The 20,498-nt window shown below is 64.0% G+C and carries 16 protein-coding genes; 15 read left to right on the top strand and 1 reads right to left on the bottom strand.

Going from position 1 to position 20,498, the window contains the following annotated elements:
• The 10 genes from WCZ84_RS01435 to phoU are packed head-to-tail and all read left to right on the top strand — an operon-like array spanning window position 1 to window position 8,974.
• Window positions 1-717: an SDR family oxidoreductase gene (locus WCZ84_RS01435; RefSeq protein WP_372684473.1), complete on the top strand. Its 717-nt coding sequence runs from the start codon at window positions 1-3 to the stop codon at window positions 715-717.
• A complete protein-coding gene (gene radA, locus WCZ84_RS01430) occupies window positions 717-2,087 on the top strand; it encodes a DNA repair protein RadA (RefSeq protein ID WP_372684472.1) in 1,371 nt (456 codons plus the stop codon). The genes WCZ84_RS01435 and radA overlap by 1 nt, the downstream gene beginning before the upstream one ends.
• Window positions 2,081-2,866: a sulfite exporter TauE/SafE family protein gene (locus tag WCZ84_RS01425; RefSeq protein ID WP_372684471.1), complete on the top strand. Its 786-nt coding sequence runs from the start codon at window positions 2,081-2,083 to the stop codon at window positions 2,864-2,866. The genes radA and WCZ84_RS01425 overlap by 7 nt, the downstream gene beginning before the upstream one ends.
• Window positions 2,863-3,555, top strand: coding sequence for a 3-deoxy-D-manno-octulosonic acid kinase (locus WCZ84_RS01420; protein WP_372684470.1), 693 nt, complete (start codon window positions 2,863-2,865; stop codon window positions 3,553-3,555). Before WCZ84_RS01425 ends, WCZ84_RS01420 begins: the two co-directional genes overlap by 4 nt.
• Window positions 3,556-3,566: 11 nt before the next feature.
• Window positions 3,567-4,667 carry a polyamine ABC transporter substrate-binding protein gene (locus WCZ84_RS01415; RefSeq protein WP_372684469.1) on the top strand — a complete coding sequence of 367 codons (1,101 nt, stop codon included), beginning with the start codon at window positions 3,567-3,569 and terminating at the stop codon, window positions 4,665-4,667.
• Between the two features lie 6 nt (window positions 4,668-4,673).
• The gene (locus tag WCZ84_RS01410) at window positions 4,674-5,795 is read left to right on the top strand and encodes an ABC transporter ATP-binding protein (RefSeq protein ID WP_372684468.1); all 1,122 of its coding nucleotides are present in this window, start codon (window positions 4,674-4,676) and stop codon (window positions 5,793-5,795) included.
• Window positions 5,796-5,806: 11 nt separating this feature from the next.
• Window positions 5,807-6,706, top strand: a complete 900-nt coding sequence (locus WCZ84_RS01405) for an ABC transporter permease subunit (RefSeq protein WP_372684514.1) — start codon at window positions 5,807-5,809, stop codon at window positions 6,704-6,706.
• The gene (locus tag WCZ84_RS01400; protein WP_372684467.1) at window positions 6,703-7,509 is read left to right on the top strand and encodes an ABC transporter permease subunit; all 807 of its coding nucleotides are present in this window, start codon (window positions 6,703-6,705) and stop codon (window positions 7,507-7,509) included. Before WCZ84_RS01405 ends, WCZ84_RS01400 begins: the two co-directional genes overlap by 4 nt.
• Window positions 7,510-7,553: 44 nt before the next feature.
• Window positions 7,554-8,237, top strand: coding sequence for a ribose-5-phosphate isomerase RpiA (rpiA, locus tag WCZ84_RS01395; RefSeq protein WP_372684466.1), 684 nt, complete (start codon window positions 7,554-7,556; stop codon window positions 8,235-8,237).
• 17 nt (window positions 8,238-8,254) lie between these two features.
• Window positions 8,255-8,974 carry a phosphate signaling complex protein PhoU gene (gene phoU, locus WCZ84_RS01390; RefSeq protein WP_372684465.1) on the top strand — a complete coding sequence of 240 codons (720 nt, stop codon included), beginning with the start codon at window positions 8,255-8,257 and terminating at the stop codon, window positions 8,972-8,974.
• A gap of 61 nt (window positions 8,975-9,035) precedes the next feature.
• Here the strand turns inward: phoU and argA are convergent, their stop codons facing one another.
• A complete protein-coding gene (gene argA, locus WCZ84_RS01385; RefSeq protein WP_372684464.1) occupies window positions 9,036-10,391 on the bottom strand; it encodes an amino-acid N-acetyltransferase in 1,356 nt (451 codons plus the stop codon).
• A 41-nt stretch (window positions 10,392-10,432) separates the two neighbouring features.
• On the opposite strand from argA, the gene hrpA reads away from it, so the two are divergent.
• From hrpA to WCZ84_RS01360, 5 genes are read left to right on the top strand one after another with little or no spacing between them, the layout of a single operon-like run.
• Complete coding sequence (gene hrpA, locus WCZ84_RS01380) at window positions 10,433-14,293, top strand: ATP-dependent RNA helicase HrpA (RefSeq protein ID WP_372684463.1); 3,861 nt, start codon at window positions 10,433-10,435, stop codon at window positions 14,291-14,293.
• Window positions 14,294-14,332: 39 nt separating this feature from the next.
• Window positions 14,333-17,812, top strand: a complete 3,480-nt coding sequence (gene dnaE / locus WCZ84_RS01375) for a DNA polymerase III subunit alpha (protein ID WP_372684462.1) — start codon at window positions 14,333-14,335, stop codon at window positions 17,810-17,812.
• On the top strand, window positions 17,809-18,906 hold the full coding sequence (locus WCZ84_RS01370; protein ID WP_372684461.1) for a glycosyltransferase family 4 protein: 1,098 nt from the start codon (window positions 17,809-17,811) through the stop codon (window positions 18,904-18,906). The genes dnaE and WCZ84_RS01370 overlap by 4 nt, the downstream gene beginning before the upstream one ends.
• Window positions 18,903-19,745, top strand: a complete 843-nt coding sequence (locus WCZ84_RS01365) for a polysaccharide deacetylase family protein (RefSeq protein ID WP_372684460.1) — start codon at window positions 18,903-18,905, stop codon at window positions 19,743-19,745. Before WCZ84_RS01370 ends, WCZ84_RS01365 begins: the two co-directional genes overlap by 4 nt.
• Window positions 19,742-20,497, top strand: coding sequence for a glycosyltransferase family 2 protein (locus WCZ84_RS01360; protein ID WP_372684459.1), 756 nt, complete (start codon window positions 19,742-19,744; stop codon window positions 20,495-20,497). Before WCZ84_RS01365 ends, WCZ84_RS01360 begins: the two co-directional genes overlap by 4 nt.
• Window position 20,498 lies beyond the last annotated feature (1 nt).

Genomic DNA, 20,498 nt, shown 5'->3' with positions numbered 1-20,498 from the left:
ATGAAAAACCGCTGCATTCTGGTCACAGGCGCCACCAAGGGGATCGGTTGGGCGGTCAGCCAGCGTTTGGCCGATCTGGGTTGCCATGTGGTGGGGCTGGCGCGCCATGTCGCGGAGATCGATTTCCCGGGGTACCTGTATTCATGCGATCTGGCCCACGCCGGCGAAACCGAGGAACTGCTGCGCATGATCCGCGAAAAATACCCCGTGGATGGCGTGGTCAATGGGGTCGGGCCCATCCTCCCCGAGGTTCTGGGCGAGATCGATCTGGCGTCCCTGTATCAGGCGTTCGATCTCAACGTGCGGGTGGCCGTGCAGGCTGTTCAGGCCTTCGTGCCGGGCATGAAAGCGCGCAAAGAGGGTCGTATCGTGAATCTGTGCGGTCGCGTGGTCCATGGTGCGCCAGGGCATACCAGCTTCTCGGCCGCCAAGAGCGCACTGCTGGGCTGCACCCGCACCTGGGCACTCGAGCTGGCGCCCCACGGCATCACCGTCAATGCCGTTTCTCCGGGCCCGGTCGAAACCGGCTTGTTCCGGGCCCAGTGCCCCATTGGCAGCGAGGCCGAGCGGACCGTCCTTGCCAGCATTCCCATGGCCCGGCTGGCGCAGGCCGATGAAGTAGCCGCTGCCGTGGTGTTTTTGCTCAGCGATGAAGCGTCCTACATCACGGGCCAGGAGCTGGGGGTGGATGGTGGCGGCAGCCTGGCCGGGCGCTGATGGCCAGGGCGCGATCATCGTTCGTCTGTGCCGATTGTGGCGCGGTGTCCGCCAAATGGGAAGGTCGCTGTGCGCAGTGCGGCGCCTGGAATACCCTGCAAGAAGTTCTGGAAACCGCCCGCTCCGACCGGCATCGTTTCGCACCTTTGGCTGCGTCGGCGCCGGTCCAGCGCCTGGCTGACATCGAGGCCCGCGAACAGGCGCGCACGCCAACGGGTCTGGATGAATTCGATCGGGTACTGGGCGGCGGGCTGGTGGCTGGCGCGGTCATTCTCATCGGGGGCGATCCTGGTATCGGCAAGTCGACGCTGCTGCTGCAGACGGTGGCCAGCCTGTCCGGGCGCGTGCCCGTGCTGTACGTGACCGGCGAAGAGTCCGCCGAGCAGGTGGCCTTGCGGGCGCGGCGCTTGGGCGTGGCTGGCGATGCCGTCGACGTGCTGGCGGAAATCCGCCTCGAGCACATCACCCAGGCCTTGCTCGAGCACCAGCCGGCGGTCGCGGTGATCGATTCGATCCAGACGCTGTATTCAGGGGAACTGACGGCGGCACCCGGTTCTGTGTCTCAGGTGCGCGAATGTGCGGCTCAATTGACCCGCACGGCCAAACAGACCGGCATCACGCTGGTCTTCATCGGCCACGTCACCAAAGATGGCGCCCTGGCCGGGCCTCGCGTGCTGGAGCACATGGTGGACACCGTCCTGTACTTCGAGGGCGATACCCATTCTTCCTTCCGTCTGGTGCGCGCCATCAAGAATCGCTTTGGGGCCGTCAATGAATTGGGCGTCTTCGCCATGACCGATCGCGGGCTGCGTGGGGTGAACAATCCTTCTGCCCTGTTTTTGGCAGGCCATGCAAAGCGGGTGGCGGGTTCTTGCGTGATGGCCACCCAGGAAGGCACCCGGCCGTTGCTGGTCGAGATCCAGGCGCTGGTCGATGCCTCGCATGCGCCCAATCCACGGCGGCTGTCGGTGGGGCTCGAAGGCAGCCGTCTGGCCATGCTGCTGGCGGTACTGCATCGCCACGCCGGCGTGGCGAGCCATGATCAGGACGTGTTCGTCAATGCGGTGGGCGGGGTGCGTATCACCGAGCCGGCCGCCGACCTGCCGGTGGCGCTGGCCATACTCTCGTCCATGCGCAACCAGGCGCTGCCCGAGGGCATGCTGGCCTTTGGCGAAGTCGGTCTGGCAGGCGAGGTCCGGCCGGCGCCGCGAGGCCAGGAACGCCTGCGCGAAGCCGCCAAACTGGGTTTCTCGAGCGCCATCATTCCGCGCGCCAATCAGCCACGCCAGCCGATCGAAGGCCTGCGGATCCATGCGGTGAACCGTATCGAAGATGCGCTGGCCGTGCTGGGGCGCGACGGGGCATGTTGAGCGTGTTCTGGCTCATTCCGGCTTGTCTGGTGGCGGGTGGGATGATCGGTTTCACGGGCGGGGTACTGGGTATTGGCGGCGGCCTGTTCGCTATTCCCCTGCTGGGCCTGTTGCTTGGCTATGAGCAGCAGGCTGCCCAGGGGACCGCACTCATCATGGTGTTGCCCGCCGTCCTGCTGACGGTGCGCAAGTACCACCAGCACACGCCCATCGCTTGGCGTTCGGCAGCGGCTGGCGCGCTGGGTTCCGTCTTGTTCACATGGCTGGGCGCATTGATTGCCCTGGAGGTCGAACCCAGGCTGTTGCGCCAGATTTATGCGGGCTTCGTATTCCTGATCGCCTTGTTTTATTTTCGCGAAAGCCTGGGGCGGCGCGCCCGGCAGGCCCCGGCGGGTGGATACCGGAATGCCGACGACGTGGCGCGCTACCGGTATTTCGTCGTCGGCGTAGGGGCCGGGCTGGCTGGCGGTATCTTCGGGGTCGGGGGATCGGTGCTGGCGGTGCCGTTCATGACCACCTTCTTTCATCTGCGCCAGACGACGGCCCAGGCGCTGGCGTTGACCATGATCGTGCCCGGCACCCTGGTCGCGCTCCTGACCTACGCCTGGCATGGCCAGGCCCATGGCCTGGTGGGCATTCCATTGGCGCTTGGCAGCCTGCTGTGCGTGCCCTATGGCGTGCGGCTGGCCTATGCCTTGCCCGAAGCCCGCCTGAAGCTGATTTTCGCCTGTATGCTGCTGATCATCATGGCTTTGCTGTTGGCCAAGGAGGCGGCATGAATCCTCTGCCGGCCGGCTGGACCCTGCTCGCCTTCGGGTCGCAGCAGTTGGCCGTGCCCGATCGTCTGGCGCCTCTGGCCGAGGCGGGCTGGATGTCGGCGACCCGGCCTGATGCTCAGCCGGTCACGGCGGGCGGGCGGCAGGCCGCCTGGTTCGTCGATGGCCCCCATGGGCCCGCCGTCCTGCGCCACTATCGGCGCGGCGGCCTGCGCGCGCACCTGGGGCGCACGCACTATTGCTGGCTGGGCCTGGCCCGCGTGCGCGCGCTGGCCGAAGTGCGCGTACTGGCCCATCTGAGACAATCCGGCGTGCCGGTGCCCGAGCCGCTGGCCGCCGCCTACTGGCGTACTGGTCCGTGGTACCGGAACGCGATCCTGGTCCGCCGTATCCCGTCTGCGCGGCCGCTGGTCCACTGCCTGGACGTCGCGCAGCCGCAGCGGGTGGCCGGGGCATTGCGGGCGATGCACGCGGCCGGCGTCTGGCATGCCGATCTGAATGCCTGGAACATCGTGCTCGATGGCAATCAGCAGGTTTGGCTCATCGATTTCGATCGCGCGCGCCTCGGTGTGGTATCCAGGAAACAGGCACAAAAAAACTGGTTGCGCCTACGCCGCTCTTTGGTTAAGGTTGCCGGCTTGCGCGGTGCGCAATGGTGGGACGGATTGTCTCTTTGTTTACCTCGATCGTAAGGGGCCTGGCCATGAAAATCGGCGCCATTCACACCCTGTTGGCAGCCGCCGCGCTCGCGGCGGCCGCTGTGCCTGCCGTTGCGCAGGATCGTGTAGTCAATGTCTACAATTGGGCAGAATACACGGCGCCGGACACCATACCCGGCTTCGAGCGGGCCACGGGTATCAAGATCCGCTACGACGTCTACGACACCAACGACGCCCTCCAGGCCAAACTGCTGACGGGCAAATCGGGCTATGACGTGGTCGTGCCATCCACCCATTATGCGGCGCGGCAGATCCAGGGCGGGCTGTTCCAGAAGCTCGATCGCAGTCGGATCCCCAACTGGAAGCACCTGGATCCAGAGCTCATGGATCTCGTCGCCAGCGTGGATCCGGGCAATCAGTATCTGGTGCCCTGGGGCTATGGCACCAACGGCCTGGGCTACAACGTGACCCAGGTGCAAGAGCGCATGGGGCCGGCTGCCCCGCTGGATTCCTGGGATATGCTCTTCAAGCCCGAAAACGCCGCCCAACTCCAGTCGTGCGGGATTTCGATCCTCGACGAAGCGGCGCAGGTGTTTCCCGCTGTCCTGCACTATCTGGGCAAGGATCCCAACAGCAGCGATCCGGCCGACTACGAAGCGGCATTCGCGCTGCTCAAGGGTATTCGGCCGTACATCCGGCAGTTCAGCTCTTCGGGCTACATCGACGAGCTGGCATCGGGTGGCCTGTGCATGGTGTACGGCTACTCGGGCGACGTCATGATCGCGGCTACCCGGGCCCGCGAGGCGGGCAAGGCGTACGAGATCGAGTACTTCATTCCGAATGGCGGTGCGCCGGTCTGGTTCGACACCATGGCCATCCCGAAGACGGCCGAACATGTCGATGAAGCGCATGCCTTCATCAATTACATCGAAACGCCCGAGGTGCATGCAGCCATCACCAACGAAATGTTTTATCCCAATGCCAACAAGGAAGCGCGCAAGTTCGTGGTCAGCGAAGTGGCGAACAATCCCATGATCTATCCCTCGGCTGACATCTCGCGCACACTGTATGTGATCCAACCCCAGCCACTCAACATTCTGCGCTTGCAGACCAAGTTGTGGGCCGACTTGAAAACCGGCCGTTAGCCGGCCATGGAGACCCGTAGCGTGCCCCTTTCGGGGGGCGTCGACGATTTTGTGCGCATGGACGAGGTCGTCAAGATTTTTGGCGATACCGTGGCCGTGCGTTCGGTCAACCTGACGGTGCGCCGCCACGAGATCTTTGCACTATTGGGCAGTTCCGGTTGTGGCAAGACGACGCTGCTGCGCATGCTGGCCGGTTTCGAGGAACCGACCTCGGGGCGCATCATTCTCGATAATGAGGACATCACGGCGCTGCCGCCCTATCGGCGGCCGGTCAACATGATGTTTCAGTCCTATGCGCTGTTTCCGCACATGACTGTCGAGGCCAATGTGGCGTTTGGCCTGAAGCAGGAAGGGGTGCCGCGCCATGAAATTCAGGGGCGTGTCTTCGAAGCGCTCGACCTGGTGCAGATGGCGGGCCATGCGCGGCGCAAGCCCCACCAGCTGTCGGGGGGGCAGCAACAGCGGGTCGCCCTGGCGCGCAGCCTGGTCAAGCGGCCCAAGCTGCTGCTGCTCGATGAGCCCATGTCGGCGCTCGACAAGCAGATCCGCCAGGCCACGCAGATCGAATTGCTGCGCATCCTGGACCAGGTCGGCGTCACCTGCATCTTGGTGACGCATGACCAGGAAGAGGCGATGACCATGGCCAGCCGCCTGGCCGTCATGACCGAAGGCCAGATCATGCAGTGCGGAACGCCCCACGAGGTCTATGCGTTTCCAGCCAATCGCTTCGTGGCCGGGTTCATCGGCTCCACCAACCTGTTTACCGGGATCATCGTGGTGGATCAGCCAGACCACGTGTTGATCGAGACGGACGCGCTCACCCGCCCCCTGTATGTCAGTCATGGGGTCAGCGAACCATTGGGCATGGCGGTGCATGTATCCATCCGGCCCGAGCACCTGCGCATCAGCCGGCAGATGCCGCAGTCGGACAGCAACTGGGGCCATGGCATGGTGACGCACGTAGCCTGGATGGGCAGTTATGCCCGCTATCAGGTGCGGCTGGATGCGGGCCAGGTGATCGAGGCCAGCATCCCCACGCTCGAGTGGAACCCGGCCGAGGCGCCCGGGGTGGACGAAGAAGTCTATGTGGCGTGGTCCCACGACGCCGGTACGGTTCTGGCGTCCTGATCGTCATGCGTATGCGCTGGCCATTGCCCCGCCCGAGTGCCCGCCAGTGGGCCATCTGGGTGCCCTATCTCTGGTTGGCCCTGTTCCTGCTGGTGCCATTTCTGCTGGTATTGAAGATCAGCCTGTCGGACCTGCAGTTTGGCATCCCGCCCTATACGCCGATTGCGACATTGGAAGACGACACGCTGCAATTGGCGCTGCATCTGCGCGGTTATGTGCTGCTGTTCACCGACAGTCTGTACGCCGCGGTGTATTTGAATTCGGTGAAAATGGCCCTGGTCACCACCGTATGCTGCGTCCTGATCGGCTATCCGTTGGCCTGGCAGATCGCGCGGTCCAGGCCGGAGATCCGCAACTTGCTGCTTCTGGGCGTCATCCTGCCATTCTGGACGTCCTTGTTGTTGCGCGTGTATGCCTGGGTGGGTATTTTGCGCAACGATGGCTTATTGAACAATCTTCTCATGGGCCTGGGGCTGATCGATTCGCCGCTCGAGATCTATCGCACGGATCTGGCCGTGTACGTGGGCCTGGTGTACGCTTATCTGCCTTTTTTCATCCTGCCCCTGTATGCCAACCTGGTGAAGCTCGATCAGCGGCTGATCGAGGCGGCGCACGATCTCGGGGCCCGTCCGTGGGCCACGTTTCGCCAGGTCGTGTTGCCTTTGTCGATGCCGGGTGCGGTGGCAGGCGCCATGCTGGTGTTCATTCCCTCGGTAGGGGAGTACGTGATCCCCGAAATGCTCGGCGGCGCCAACACTCTGATGATGGGTCGGGTCATGTGGAACGAGTTCTTCAATAATGCCGACTGGCCCATGGCAGCGGCCGTCACCTGCGTGATGGTGCTCCTGCTGCTGGTGCCTCTGACGCTCTTCCAGTATAGTTCGGCCCGCCAGCTGGAGCGGTCCCGATGAGACACGCTGGCCGTGGCGTGCGCTGGGCCACGCTGGCACTGGGTTACGGCTTCTTGTACGTGCCCATCGTATGTCTCATGGTGTTTTCGTTCAACGACTCCAAGCTCATGACGGTCTGGACGGGGTTTTCCCTGCGCTGGTATGTCGAGCTGTTTCAGGACCAGACCCTGCTGGCGGCCGCTCGCCTGTCGCTGGTGATCGCGACCCTCACGGCCACCGCCGCGCTGTGCATCGGCACCTGGGCGGGTTACGTCCTGGCGCGCATGGGGCGTTTTCGGGGCTTTGGCCTGTACATCGGCATGCTGGGCGCGCCCCTGGTGATGCCCGAGGTGGTGCTGGGCATTTCACTGCTGCTGATGTTCGTCGAATTATCGAAAGTGGTCGGCTGGCCCGATGGCAATGGCCTGTTCACGATCTGGGTGGGGCACGTCACGCTGTGCACGGCTTATGTCGCAGTCATCATCCAGTCGCGGGTCAGGGATCTCGACCGTTCTCTGGAAGAGGCGGCGCTGGATCTCGGCGCCACGCCGCTGCGGGTTTTCTTCCGGATCACGCTGCCGCTCATCGCACCCGCACTGGTGGCCGCCTGGCTGCTGGCCTTCACCCTGTCGCTGGACGACGTCGTGATCGCGTCCTTCCTGTCGGGGCCAGGCTACACCACGCTGCCCCTGGAAGTGTTCTCCCGTGTTCGTCTGGGCCTGAAGCCGGAAATCAATGCGCTGGCCACCTTGTTCATTTTGGCCGTGGCCATCGTGGTCGTGGCGCTCAACCGGCTGCAGATCCGTGCGGCACAGTCGCAATGAGCCATTACAATGGATGAATGGCATCTCCTGTTTCCATGACTCCCATGATGACGCAAGACCAGCTCAAACAACAGGCGGCACAGGCCGCTCTGGACGTCGTACTGCCCCAATTGCAACCAGACAGCGTCCTCGGGGTGGGCACGGGCTCCACGGTGGATCATTTCATCGACTTGCTGGCGACGCATCGCGATGCGTTCAGGGCAGCAGTCTCCAGTTCCGAACGCAGCACGCAGCGCTTGCAGGCGGCGGGGATTCAGGTGCTCGACCTGAACCAGGTCAGCACGCTGCCGTTTTATGTCGACGGCGCCGACGAAGTCGATCATCAGCTGAACCTCATCAAAGGGGGGGGTGGCGCCTTGACCCGCGAAAAAATCGTGGCATCGGTAGCCGATCGCTTCGTTTGCATCGTCGATGAATCCAAATTGGTCGAGGCGCTGGGGCGGTTTCCGCTGCCCATCGAGATCATTCCCCTTGCCCGAGAGGCCGTCGCACGCGAAATCCGCCAGTTGGGTGGGCGGCCGCAGCTGCGCGAAGGCTTCATCACCGATAATGGCAACCAGATCCTGGACGTCGCAGGCCTGGCCTACGACAATCGACCCGCCGAATTCGAGGCGCTGATCAACAACATTCCTGGCGTGGTCACTTGCGGGTTGTTTGCCATCGCCGGCGCGCATCTTGCCCTGGTGGCCGGGCAAGAGGGCATCGCCCGTCTCGAGCTGCAGGATTGACTCTTCCGGAGCCCTTCATGCTGGAACATACCAACAAACAATTTCACGCCGAACTCGAAACCACGCGTTCCATGTTCCTGCAAATGGGGGGGGTGGTCGAATCCATGGTGCTGGACGGCATACAGGCCTTGTCCGAAGGCGATTTACAGCTGGTCGAGCGGGTTCGCGAGCACGAACGCCAAGTCAACCAGTTCGAGGTCGAGATCGATGAACGCATCAGCCAGCTGATCGCTCGCAATCAGCCAACGGCGGTCGACCTGCGGCTTTTGTTGTCCATTTCCAAGATGCTCACCGACATGGAGCGCTGCGGCGACGAAGCCGAGAAAATCGCCAAGGTGGCGCGCCGCCTGCACGAGGCCGATTCGGCCTACGAACCCGTGGTCGAGTTGCGGCACATGGCGGATGCGGTCGCCAGCATGATCCGTGCGTCGCTCGATGCGTTCGCCCGTGAAGACCCGGTCGCGGCGGCGCAGGTGGTGCGCAACGACAAGGCGGTCGACAAGGAATGGAAAGCGTCGCTGCGTCACATCATTACCTACATGATCGAGGACCCGCGCACCATCTCGCACTCGATCGATCTGATTTTCATCGCCCGGGCGCTCGAGCGCATCGGCGACCATGCCAAGAACATGGCCGAGCGCGTGATCTACATGGTGCTGGGCGATGATGTCCGGCACACGGGTGTGAGCAACACCGAGCGCATGGCGCGCGGCGAACCGCCCGAGCCGCGGAGCTGAACCGGCGCGCCGGCGGCGCACCGCGGATCGTGGGGCAGCGGGTCAAAGCCGCTCGGGTGGGTCAAAGCCGCTTGATGAAGACCAGGCTGTTGCGCGATCGGTTGTAATGGGCGCGCTTGTCGTGCGGCAGATCCGAGACGCCGCCCTGTACGAAGCCGCGCTTCAGGAACCAGTGCGACGTCCGTGTCGTCAGGACGAACAGGCGCCGGGCACCCATCGCCCGTGCCGTGGTTTCGGCATGGCGCAGCAGTTTCTCGCCATCGCCGGTACCCTGCCATTCGGGGTGTACGATCAAACAGGCCATCTCGGCCATACCGTCGTCGAGGTAGGGTATGACCGCCACGCAGCCGTAGATCACGCCGTCGTGCTCCAGCACGGTGAAGCGTTCGAGCTCGCGCTCGATCACCGCGAGGCCCCTGGGCACGAGCGTGCCGTCGGCCTCTAGGGGTTCGATCAGCTGCACGATGGCACCGACGTCGTCGGCCTCGGCTGGGCGCAGGTCTTCGAGCGTGTCTTCGACCACCATGGTGCCCACCCCGTCGTGGGTGAAGATTTCGAGCAGGATGCTGCCATCGAGGGTGTAGGGCACCAGATGGGCGCGGGCCACCCCCCGCTTGACGGCCAGGGATGCGTGGCGCAGAAACGCGCTTGTGTCTTCGTCGAGAACGCCTTGTGCCAGCAGTTCATCGGCATCCTTGCGGGCCAGCTCGGTATCCACCGAACCGTCTGTTTCGGTCACCGTGCGGTTCTGGGTGAGAAAGATCAGTTTTTCGGCGCGCAGCGCCACCGCGGCGTTGGTGGCCAGGTCTTCCATGGCCAGGTTGAACGCTTCGCCTGTGGGTGAAAAGCCCAGTGGCGACAGCAAGACGATGCCGCCTTGATCCATCACGCTGTGCAGTGCAGGTACGTCGAGCTTGCGCACCTGGCCGGCACGCCGGTAATCGATGCCATCGATGACGCCCACCGGCCTCGCGGTGACGAAATTACCGGAAAAAACGCGGATCTTGGCGTGCGACATGGGCGTATTGGGCAGCCCTTGGCTAAAGGCGGCTTCGATGTCGAGACGAATTTCCCCCGCGGCTTCCTTGGCGCATTCCAGCGCTTCAGGGCCGGTGGGTTCGGTGCCCCGCCCGAACTGGGTAGCGTGCCCCTTGACGCGGAGCTGCTCGTTGACCTGGGGGCGTGAACCGTGCACCAGGACCAGCCGGATCCCCAATGCCGACAGCAGAGAGAGATCCGCCACCAGTGATTCGAGGCCGCCGTCCTGGATGAGTTCGCCGCCAAATGCCACCACGAAGGTCTTGCCGCGGAAATCGTGCACGTAGGGGGCGACCTCGCGAAACCAGCGCACGAATTGTGCAGCTGCGACTTCGGGGGCATCGTGGGCGGACCAGATTTCGGTCTCGGAAGGGTTCATGGCATCTTGCTGGCTACGGTCAGGTCGTAGGGGAAATTATAATGACTGGTTTGTTTACAGTCTTGGGAGTCCTTTTGTCCGAACCTGTTGTTACACGATCCGCCCGCCCGATTCGCCCACCTCGGCAGGATGCTCGGGGTGGGGCAGGCGAGCGGCCCCTGCCGGCCCTGAATTTTCCGGCCGATCTGCCGGTCAGTGCCCGCAAGGATGAAATCGCCCGGGCGATCCGGCATCATCAGGTGGTGATCGTGTGTGGAGAGACCGGCTCGGGCAAGACCACGCAATTGCCCAAGATCTGTCTCGAGCTGGGGCGGGGGCGCAAAGGCATGATCGGCCATACCCAGCCCAGGCGTCTGGCGGCTACGTCCGTGGCGCAGCGCATCGCCCAGGAATTGGGGACCGAACTGGGAGACTGGGTCGGCTATCAGATTCGCTTCAGCCAGCGCGAGGGGCCCGCCACCGCCATCAAGCTCATGACGGACGGCATCCTGTTGGCGGAAACCCAGCGCGATCCTCTGCTGCGCCGCTATGACACCTTGATCATCGACGAAGCGCACGAGCGCAGCCTCAACATCGACTTTCTGCTGGGGTTTCTCAAGCGTTTGCTCGCGCGCCGCAAGGACCTGAAGCTCATCATTACGTCGGCCACCATCGACGCCGAGCGCTTTGCCCAGCATTTTGGTACGCAGGGCCGGCCCGCACCCGTGGTGCAGGTTTCGGGGCGCCTGCATCCGGTCGAATTGCGGTACCGGCCGATTCTCGCCGATGACCCGGACGGAATCGGGCGCGAGCCGGCCGACGAGGAACGCGACCTCGTCGAAGCCGCGGGCGATGGCGTGGAAGAGTGCATGCGCGAGGGGCCGGGCGACGTCCTCGTCTTCCTGCCCGGCGAGCGGGAAATCCGCGAGTGTGCGGACGGCCTGCGCAAGCGCCACCTGGGGGGGGCCGAGATATTGCCGCTCTATGCCAGGTTGTCGCGGGCCGAGCAGGCGCAGATCTTTCGTCCGGATGGTCAGGCCCGGCGTATCATACTGGCCACCAATGTGGCTGAAACCTCGCTGACGGTGCCTGGCATCCGCTATGTGGTCGACAGTGGCCTGGCGCGGGTCAAGCGGTATTCCTGGCGCAGCAAGGTCGAGCAGCTGCACATCGAGCCTATCAGCCAGGCATCGGCCAACCAGCGTGCCGGCCGGTGTGGCCGTCTCGGGCCCGGGGTCTGCATCCGCCTGTACTCAGAGGCGGATTTCCTGCAGCGGCCCGCATTTACCGATCCAGAGATTCTGCGTTCGTCGCTGGCTGCCGTCATCCTGCGCATGAAAGCCCTGCGCCTCGACGACATAGAACGCTTCCCGTTCGTTCAGCCGCCCAGCGGACGCGCGGTGGCCGATGGCTACCAGCTGCTGCAGGAGTTGGGCGCTTTGGATGACGGCAACGCTCTGACACCGGTGGGGCGGCAGTTGGCGCGCCTACCGGTGGATCCCCGGGTCGCGCGCATGATCCACGCGGCGCACGAACAGCAGTGTCTGCGGGAAGTCCTTGTGATCGCAGCCGCCCTGTCGATCCAGGATCCCCGCGAGCGGCCCATGCAGGCCCGCGAGGCGGCTGATCAGGCGCAATCCATGTTCAGGGACAAGCAGTCCGAATTCCTTGCCTGGATCAAACTCTGGGATTGGTATCGTGAACAGGTGGCCCAAAAGGCATCGCAGCGCAAGCTGGTCGGCCAGTTGCGTGCCCGGTTTCTTTCTCCAGTGCGCCTGCGCGAATGGCACGATACGCACGTGCAACTGCATGCCCTGGTGCGCGAACAGGGCTGGCGCGTCAATCAGACCCCCGCAACCACCGAGCAGATCCACATGGCGCTGCTGGCCGGGTTGCTGGGCAATATCGGCATGCGCACCGAAGAGGGCGGGCTGTATCAGGGCGCCCATGGGGTCCGCTTTGCGATCCATCCGGGCTCTGCCCTGCACAAGAAGGCGGGGCGCTGGGTGCTGGCGGCCGAGCTGGTGGAAACCAGTCGCCTGTATGCGCGCTGTGTCGCGCAGATCGAACCGGTTTGGGTGGAGCGGGCTGGGGCCCATTTGTTGCGCAAGTCATGGTCGGATCCGCGCTGGGACAGAAAATCGGGGCAGGTGGTCGCCCACGAGCGCGGCAGCGTGCATGGGCTGCCGGTCTATCATGGACGGCGGGTGCACTACGGGCGCATCGATCCCGAGGGCGCGCGGGCGATTTTCATCGAACAGGCATTAGTGCCGGGCGACATCGACAGCACGCTGCCCTTCATCCGGCACAATCGGCGCCTGATCGCTTCCATCGAGCGCCTCGAGCACCAGAGCCGCCGGCCCGATATTCTGGTGGATGACGGGCTCATCGCGGCATTCTATGACGGACAGATCCCCGCCGAAGTCTGTCAGACGGCCAGCCTGGAAGCCTGGTACAAGACGTTGGACAAGCCGGCGAAGGCGGCGCTTCAACTGGATCGCGAAGCCCTGATGCAGCACGACGCGGCCGGGGTCACCACCGAGGTGTTTCCCCGCCGATTGCACTGGGCGGGTACGGAACTTGCAGTGGACTATCATTTCGAACCGGGTTCGCCGCGCGACGGAATGACGCTGACCATACCGCTGTTTGCCTTGAACCAGATCGAAGCGGCGCGCTGCGAATGGCTGGTGCCGGGGATGTTGAAGGAAAAGGTGCATCTGTTGCTCAGGTCGCTGCCGCAAAAACTGCGCCGGCACTGCGTGCCGCTGCCCGAGTATGCAGCCGATTTCCATGCACGCTGGTTCGATCGCGCGGCCGATCCGGGCATGGGCCTCATCGAGGCGCTCATCCTGGATCTGCGCGAGCAGCGTCGCCTGGTCGTCCAGGCCAGCGATTTCAAGCCGGAAACCTTGCCCGCGCACTTGTTCATGAATTTCAAGGTGGTGGACGAGCACGGCCGCATGCTGTCGGGCGGACGCAGCCTGGATCAGCTGCGCGCCGAACACGGGCGCGAGGCCCGGGCGTCCTTCCAGCGCATCGCCGTCGATGACCAGCAGGCGGCCCAGGTGCTGGAGCACGAAGGTCTGACGTCCTGGGGGTTTGGTCCATTGCCCGAACTGCTGGAAATCCGGCGCGCAGGGCAATCGTTGATCGGCTACCCGGCATTGCGGGACCGGGGGACGCATTGCGATCTCGAAGTCTTCGACGATCCCCAGGAAGCGCGCCGGGTCCACGCCGTGGGTCTGCGGCGCCTGTTCCGGCTGGCTCTGGCCGAACCGGTGCGACAGCTCGAGAAAAACCTGCCGGATCTGACACGCATGGGGATGCAGTTCATCGATCTGGGTGACGTGCGCGCCCTGGCAGAACAGATCATGGCGGTGGCGCTGGACCAGGCCTGCCTCATCGAGCCCTGGCCCGAAGACGCCGCGGCCTTCGAGCAGCGTTGCACGCAGGGGCGCAGCCGCCTCGGGCTGCTGGCTCGCGAATGTGCATTGCAGACCGGGAAGATACTGGATGAGCGCGCGCGGCTGCTCAAGAAATTGCCGCAGGCCAGGCCCTGGGCGCAGGCTCACCAGGACATGCGCCAGCAGCTCGAGGGCCTGGTGCATGCGAATTTCGTGACAGACACGCCGCCGGATTCGTTCAGGCATCTGCCCCGGTATCTCAAGGCCATGCAGCTGCGGATCGACAAACTGCGGGCCGACCCGACTCGCGACGCCCGCCTGATGGCGGACATGGCGCCGTTGTCGTTGGCCTACCAGCGCGCGCGTGCCGCCCTCAAGGGCGCGCCTGACGCCGACCTGGACCAGTTCCGCTGGCAGTTGGAAGAGTTGCGCGTCGCTCTCTTTGCGCAGGAGCTCAAGACGCCGTTTCCAGTGTCGGTCAAGCGCCTGCACAAGGCATGGTCGGCCCGCCAGCGTTGAGTGCCGGGTCTGCGACCGACACTGAGTACAATCTTGCGCATGACGCCTGTTTCCGATTCCCCCCTGTTCGTTCATCTGCGCTGCCACAGCGAGTTTTCCGTGGTCGACGGCACGGCCCGTATTCCGGCATTGGTTGCCAAAGCGCGGGAATATGGCCAACCGGCGCTGGCGCTGACGGATCTGGCGAACCTGTTTGGCTGGATCAAGTTCTACAAGGCGGCGCGCAAGGCGGGGATCAAACCCATCGCCGGCTGTGACGTGTGGCTGCATAACCCGGATGACCCGCGCAAGCCGTTTCGCATCCTCCTGCTGGCGTCCAATCACGATGCCTATTTGGCACTGTGCAGGCTGCTGACGCGCGCGTGGCTGGAGAACAGCCAGTCGGGGCGGGCTGAGCTGCGTCGTGAATGGCTGGCCGGGTTGCCCGGCATGATCGTGCTGTCGGGGGCTCGTGATGGCGACGTGGGGCAGGCGCTCGAGGCCGGGCGCGAAGATGACGCCCGCCAGCTGGCCGCACAATGGTCCGCCGATTTCCCCGGATGCTATTTCGTTGAACTGCAGCGCGCCGGGTTCGACGCGGAAGAACAGCTGGTGCAGTCTTCGGTGCGCCTGGCGGCCGAATGCGGGCTGCCGGTGGTGGCGACCCATCCCATCCAGTTTTTAGAAGCCGATGATTTTCGCGCTCACGAGGTTCGCGTCTGTATCGCCGATGGCGAGTTGCTGGGCAATCCCCGGCGGGTCCGACGCTACACCGCCCGGCAGTACATGCCCGATAGCGCCGAGATGGCGCAACGCTTCGCCGACATCCCATCCGCCCTCGACAACGCCGTGCAGATCGCCCGTCGCTGCACTGTGTCGCTGGTGCTGGACCAGCCACAGCTGCCCCCTTTCCCCACCCCCGACGGGGTCAGTCTCGAGGACCATCTGGTCGGGCTCGCCCGAAGCGGGCTGCAGCGGCGCATGGTGCAGCTGTATCCTGATGCCTCCGAGCGTGACCGCCAGATGCCGCATTACCAGGCGCGGCTCGAGCGCGAATGCAAAACCATCATCGATATGGGGTTCCCGGGCTATTTCCTGATCGTCCAGGACTTCATCAACTGGGGCAAGAGCCACGGGGTGCCCGTGGGCCCGGGACGCGGTTCCGGGGCGGGTTCGCTGGTGGCCTACAGCCTGGGCATTACCGATCTGGACCCCTTGCGCTACGACTTGCTGTTCGAGCGCTTCCTGAACCCCGAGCGGGTGTCCATGCCGGATTTCGATATCGATTTCTGCCAGGACAACCGGGAACGGGTCATCGAGTACGTCAAGCAGAAATACGGCCGCGATGCCGTCAGCCAGATCGCGACATTCGGTTCGCTGGGGGCCAAGGCGGTGGTGCGCGACGTGGGTCGGGTGCTGGAAATGCCCTACAGCCTGTGCGACCGTCTCTCCAAGATGATCCCATTCAATCCGGCCGACCCCTGGTCCCTCGAGCGTACGCTGGAAAACGAACCGGCATTCAAGGAGCTGTACGACTCGGACGAGGAAATCCACGCACTGATCGATCTGGCCCGGCCCCTGGAAGGCCTGACCCGAAACGTCGGCATGCACGCCGGTGGGGTTTTGATTGCGCCGGGCCAATTGACCGATTTCTGCCCTCTGTATTGCCAGCCTGGCAGTGAAAACAGCGTCGTCTCGCAATTCGACAAAGACGATGTCGAATCGGCGGGCCTGGTGAAATTCGACTTTCTCGGGCTGCGCAACCTGACCATCCTGGATTGGGCCGTACGCTACGTGCGCCAGTTCAATGCGCACATGGCGGACTTTGATCTCATGGCCCTGCCGCTCGATGATCAGCCGACCTACGAGCTGTTGTCATCGGCCAATACGACGGCGGTGTTTCAGCTGGAATCGCGGGGCATGAAAGAGCTGCTCAAAAGCATGCAGCCCAGTACGTTCGAGGACGTGATCGCGCTGCTGGCGCTGTTTCGGCCTGGGCCGCTCGAATCCGGCATGGTGGTCGATTTTGTGCAGCGCAAGCACGGCCGGGTCAAGGTGGATTATTTCCATCCCGATCTCGAGCCTGTGCTCAACAGCACGTATGGCGTCATCGTGTATCAGGAACAGGTGATGCAGATCTCCCAGATCATCGGCGGGTATTCGCTGGGCGGGGCGGATCTGCTCAGGCGGGCAATGGGCAAGAAAAAGCCCGAAGAAATGGCCAGGCACCGCGCCATCTTCCTCGAAGGGGCTGCGAACAAGGGCTATGCCGCCGATCTCGCCGCCCATTTGTTCGACTTGATGGAGAAATTTGCCGGCTATGGCTTCAACAAGAGCCATTCCGCCGCTTATGCCCTGATCGCCTATCAGACAGCGTGGTTGAAGCGCCATCATCCGGCAGAATTTCTGGCGGCCACCATGCTTTCCGACATGGACGATACCGACAAGCTGCAGATCTTCTGGCGTGATGCGCTGAACAATGGCGTCGCCGTGCTGCCGCCGGACATCAACGCGTCCACCTGGCGGTTTGCGCCAGTCGAAGACGAGCATACCCGCCAGGGCCATCCGCCGCGCACCGTTCGCTATGGGCTGGGCGGGGTCAAAGGTGCCGGGCAGGCGGCCGTCGAGGCCATCCTCCAGGCGCGGGATGCCGACGGGCCCTTTGCAAGCCTCTTTGATTTCTGCGCGCGCGTACACCGGCACGTGGTCAATCGGCGCACAATCGAGGCGCTCATCCGGGCGGGTGCCTTCGATTCGCTCGAGGGCAGCCGGGCGGCCATGCTGGCCACGCTGCCCAGGGCCATGGAGGCCGCCGAGCAACAAGAGCGCGATGCCAATCAGGTGTCGCTGTTTGAAGACGATACGCCCCAGGTCATGGCGCAAGAGCTGGCGCGCGTGCCCGCCTGGGATCTGGAAACCCGGCTGACCCAGGAAAAGCAGGCGCTGGGTTTCTACTTCAGTGGGCACCTGTTCGATGCCTGGCGCGATGAAATCCGCCGCGTCGCGCCCGTGCCGCTGGACCGGCTCGCGCCGGCGCGCCATGCTCAGTGGCTGGCCGGGGTGCTGGTCGAGGTGCGCACGCGCATGGGCAGGCGGGGCAAGATGGTCTATGCTGTGCTGGATGACGGAACGGCCCAGGTCGAAGTAGCGATCTTCAACGAACTCTATACGCAGCATGCCCAGGATTTGAAAGCCGATCGTCCATTGGTGATCCAGGGCCGGGTGGCGCACGACGAATACTCGGGGGGCCTGCGCGTTTCCGCCGATGTCCTCTGCTCTCTCCAGGAAATGCGCGAATCCAGGGCGCGCAGCTTGCGTCTGACCTTCCAGGCCGACCTGGATATACCGCGTCTGCGTGACTTGCTCCTGCCCCGCTGCCGTGGGGGAGCCGGCGTACCGGTCGAACTGCGCCTGCGCACGCCGGGCTTTGCGTGCCTGCTGCGTCTTGCGGATGGCTGGCGGGTGCGCCTGGATGACGAACTGCTGGCTGGCGCCCGCGAGTGGCTGGGTGCCGATGCGGTCGAGGTGCACTACGGATGAGGCCCTTGCGGATCGTGCACTCCGAGGCTGCCACCAGTTTTGGCGGGCAAGAGAACCGGATTTTCAAAGAAATGTGCGCCATGCGAGATCGTGGCCATTCTCTTGAGGCCATCTGCCAACCCCACGCCCGCCTGACAGGCAAGCTGGTCGAGGCGGGTTTTGCGGTTCAGACCCTGCTCATGGATGGGCCGCGCAACTATGTGCGAGGCGTCTTGCAGCTGCGCCGATACTTGAAAGCCGGCCGGTTCGATGTCCTCAATACCCATAGCCGACGCGATACGCTGTTGGCTGGCGTGGCGGCACGGCTGGCGGGCACACCGCTCATCGTACGCACTCGTCACCTGGCCATCGCGCCCCGATCGTTGCTGTCGTACACCGGGGTGCCGCATCGGGTCACGACGGTCAGTGACCACGTCGGGCAGCTGTTGATCGCGCGGGGGGTGCCATCAGCAAAGCTCGCCACCGTCTATTCGCCTGTGCCATCGTTCGACCCGGTGCCCGAGTCGACCTTACGGGCCGAACTGGGTATTCCGGCGCATGCCGTGGTCGTCGGCTGTGTGGCCGTCATGCGTGAAAAAAAAGGGCACCGGGTTCTGATCGAGGCCATGCGCGGCCTGCTGCAGCGCCCAGAGGTTTATCTCGTCCTGGTCGGCGATGGGTCGCCATTGTATGAAGAGCTGCAAGCCGATGTGCGCCATTCGGGTCTACAGGCCAAGGTCATCTTTGCCGGACGGCGCCAGGATATCCCCAACGTGCTGGCAGGGTTCGACGTGTTTGCCTTGGCAACCGAGCAAGAGGCATCAGGCACGGTCTTCGTGGAGGCGGCGATGGCCGGTTTGCCCGTCGTGGGCACCGATGTGGGCGGCGTGGCGGAAATGTTGCAAAATGGCGTGACGGGCTTGTTGGTGCCCGTCCAGGATACGGCTGCACTAGAGCAGGCGCTGGCGCGGCTGATCGACGATCCCGGCCTGCGTCGCACCATGGGGCAGGCTGGCCTGAAATTCATTCATGAAAGCGGCCGCTTCGACACCGAAACCCTGGTGGCGGACACCGAGGCCTGCTATGACCGCTGGCTGAAGGAATTGAACGCATGACCCGAGAACCGATCGTGCCGGTACTGATGTACCATCACGTGACTCCGGCCGGGGGGGACATCAATGTCACGCCCGCGCATTTTCGTGATCAGCTGCAGTGGCTCCAGGCGCATGGTTACCGCAGCCTGACCTGCCACCAGTTCGCCGATCACCTGGCCGGGCGAAAACCGGCACCCAGGCGGTCGATACTCATTACGTTCGATGACGGCTACCTCGACAATTATGTCCACGCCTGGCCCCTGCTGAAAGCGTTCGGTTTTCATGGCGTGATTTTTCTGGTCACCGGATGGGTGGGCGAGGGCGCGCCACGCGCGCACGCCGGTACGTCCGGGCCGGTGCCCTACACGCCGACCCACGCCGAATTCAAGAGGCTCAGGGCGCAGGGCGACACCGACGCCTTCGCATTACGCTGGTCCGAGATCGAGCGCATGCGGGCCAGTGGCGTCTGTGAGTTTCACAGCCATACCCATACCCATACCCGGTGGGATCTGCTCGAGGGCGACAAGAATGCGCACATGCGCGAGGAGCTGGCTCAATCCAGGGCCAGCCTGCAGGCTCGGCTCGGCGAAGTCTCGGATCATCTGTGTTGGCCGCAGGGGTATTTCGATGCAGACTACGTGCGCATCGCCCAGGAGGCCGGCTTCCGCCATCTTTATACGACCCGCGCTTTTGGCCGGAATCGTCCCGGATCGGACCCCACCATGATCTTCCGTTTTGCCGTGCGCAATACCACGGGGGCCTCGGTGGGTCGACGCATCCGGGTGGCCGCCAGCCCATGGATGGCGCCCGTCTTCAATGGCTGGAAACGTTTCAAGCGCGGCGATCGCTACCCGGGATGAAGCTCTCTGTCATCATCATCACAAAAAATGAAGCGGCGCATATCGGCGCCTGCCTGGATTCGGTGGCCTTCGCGCAGGAGCGCATCGTGCTCGACTCCGGCAGCAGCGACGCGACCTGCGATATTGCACGGGCGCGGGGCGCCCGGGTCGAAGTATCCGCAGACTGGCCCGGCTTTGGTCCGCAAAAGAACCGGGCCCTGGCATTGGCCACGGGCGACTGGGTGCTGTCGATCGACGCCGACGAGCGGGTGACGCCCGAATTGCAGGCCGCCATACAGAAGGCGCTCCAGGCGCCACGGGCCCCGGCCTACCGGATAGCCCGCCTGTCGCGCTTCTGTGGCCGCTGGATCCGCCACAGTGGCTGGTGGCCGGATTACGTGGTGCGCTTGTTTCGTCGGGATGTCGGGCGCTTCACGGATGCGTCCGTGCACGAAAAGGTCGAGGTCGATGGCGTCGTCGCCACCCTGGAGGGGGGTCATTTTCTGCATGATCCTTACGAGGGTCTTGAAGAACTCATCGACAAGCTCAACCATTACTCCAGCGAGGCCGCGCTGATGGCCCATGACCGGGGCCGACGAACGTCCGTGTTGGGTCCCCCGGGGCATGCTTTGTGGACATTCATACGGATCTACGTGCTGCGCCGCGGGTTTCTGGATGGTTGGCAGGGGCTGGTCTTGGCAGGCATGGCTGCAGCCGGCAGTTTTTTTCGGTATGCCAAGCTGTATTGGCTGAATCGGCAGGCGGGGCGGTGAC

The organism is Castellaniella sp., from assembly GCF_041675725.1.
Classification (GTDB): domain Bacteria; phylum Pseudomonadota; class Gammaproteobacteria; order Burkholderiales; family Burkholderiaceae_B; genus Castellaniella.
The sequence above is the reverse complement of the archived record's forward strand: the minus strand, read 5'-3'. Positions and strand labels throughout refer to the sequence as shown.

Coding starts and splice junctions, on each gene's coding strand:
- WCZ84_RS01435 (WP_372684473.1), top strand. CDS start 1: ATGAAAAACCGCTGCATTCTGGTCACAGGCGCCACCAAGGGGATCGGT.
- radA (WP_372684472.1), top strand. CDS start 717: ATGGCCAGGGCGCGATCATCGTTCGTCTGTGCCGATTGTGGCGCGGTG.
- WCZ84_RS01425 (WP_372684471.1), top strand. CDS start 2,081: ATGTTGAGCGTGTTCTGGCTCATTCCGGCTTGTCTGGTGGCGGGTGGG.
- WCZ84_RS01420 (WP_372684470.1), top strand. CDS start 2,863: ATGAATCCTCTGCCGGCCGGCTGGACCCTGCTCGCCTTCGGGTCGCAG.
- WCZ84_RS01415 (WP_372684469.1), top strand. CDS start 3,567: ATGAAAATCGGCGCCATTCACACCCTGTTGGCAGCCGCCGCGCTCGCG.
- WCZ84_RS01410 (WP_372684468.1), top strand. CDS start 4,674: ATGGAGACCCGTAGCGTGCCCCTTTCGGGGGGCGTCGACGATTTTGTG.
- WCZ84_RS01405 (WP_372684514.1), top strand. CDS start 5,807: ATGCGCTGGCCATTGCCCCGCCCGAGTGCCCGCCAGTGGGCCATCTGG.
- WCZ84_RS01400 (WP_372684467.1), top strand. CDS start 6,703: ATGAGACACGCTGGCCGTGGCGTGCGCTGGGCCACGCTGGCACTGGGT.
- rpiA (WP_372684466.1), top strand. CDS start 7,554: ATGATGACGCAAGACCAGCTCAAACAACAGGCGGCACAGGCCGCTCTG.
- phoU (WP_372684465.1), top strand. CDS start 8,255: ATGCTGGAACATACCAACAAACAATTTCACGCCGAACTCGAAACCACG.
- argA (WP_372684464.1), bottom strand. CDS start 10,391: ATGAACCCTTCCGAGACCGAAATCTGGTCCGCCCACGATGCCCCCGAA.
- hrpA (WP_372684463.1), top strand. CDS start 10,433: ATGACTGGTTTGTTTACAGTCTTGGGAGTCCTTTTGTCCGAACCTGTT.
- dnaE (WP_372684462.1), top strand. CDS start 14,333: ATGACGCCTGTTTCCGATTCCCCCCTGTTCGTTCATCTGCGCTGCCAC.
- WCZ84_RS01370 (WP_372684461.1), top strand. CDS start 17,809: ATGAGGCCCTTGCGGATCGTGCACTCCGAGGCTGCCACCAGTTTTGGC.
- WCZ84_RS01365 (WP_372684460.1), top strand. CDS start 18,903: ATGACCCGAGAACCGATCGTGCCGGTACTGATGTACCATCACGTGACT.
- WCZ84_RS01360 (WP_372684459.1), top strand. CDS start 19,742: ATGAAGCTCTCTGTCATCATCATCACAAAAAATGAAGCGGCGCATATC.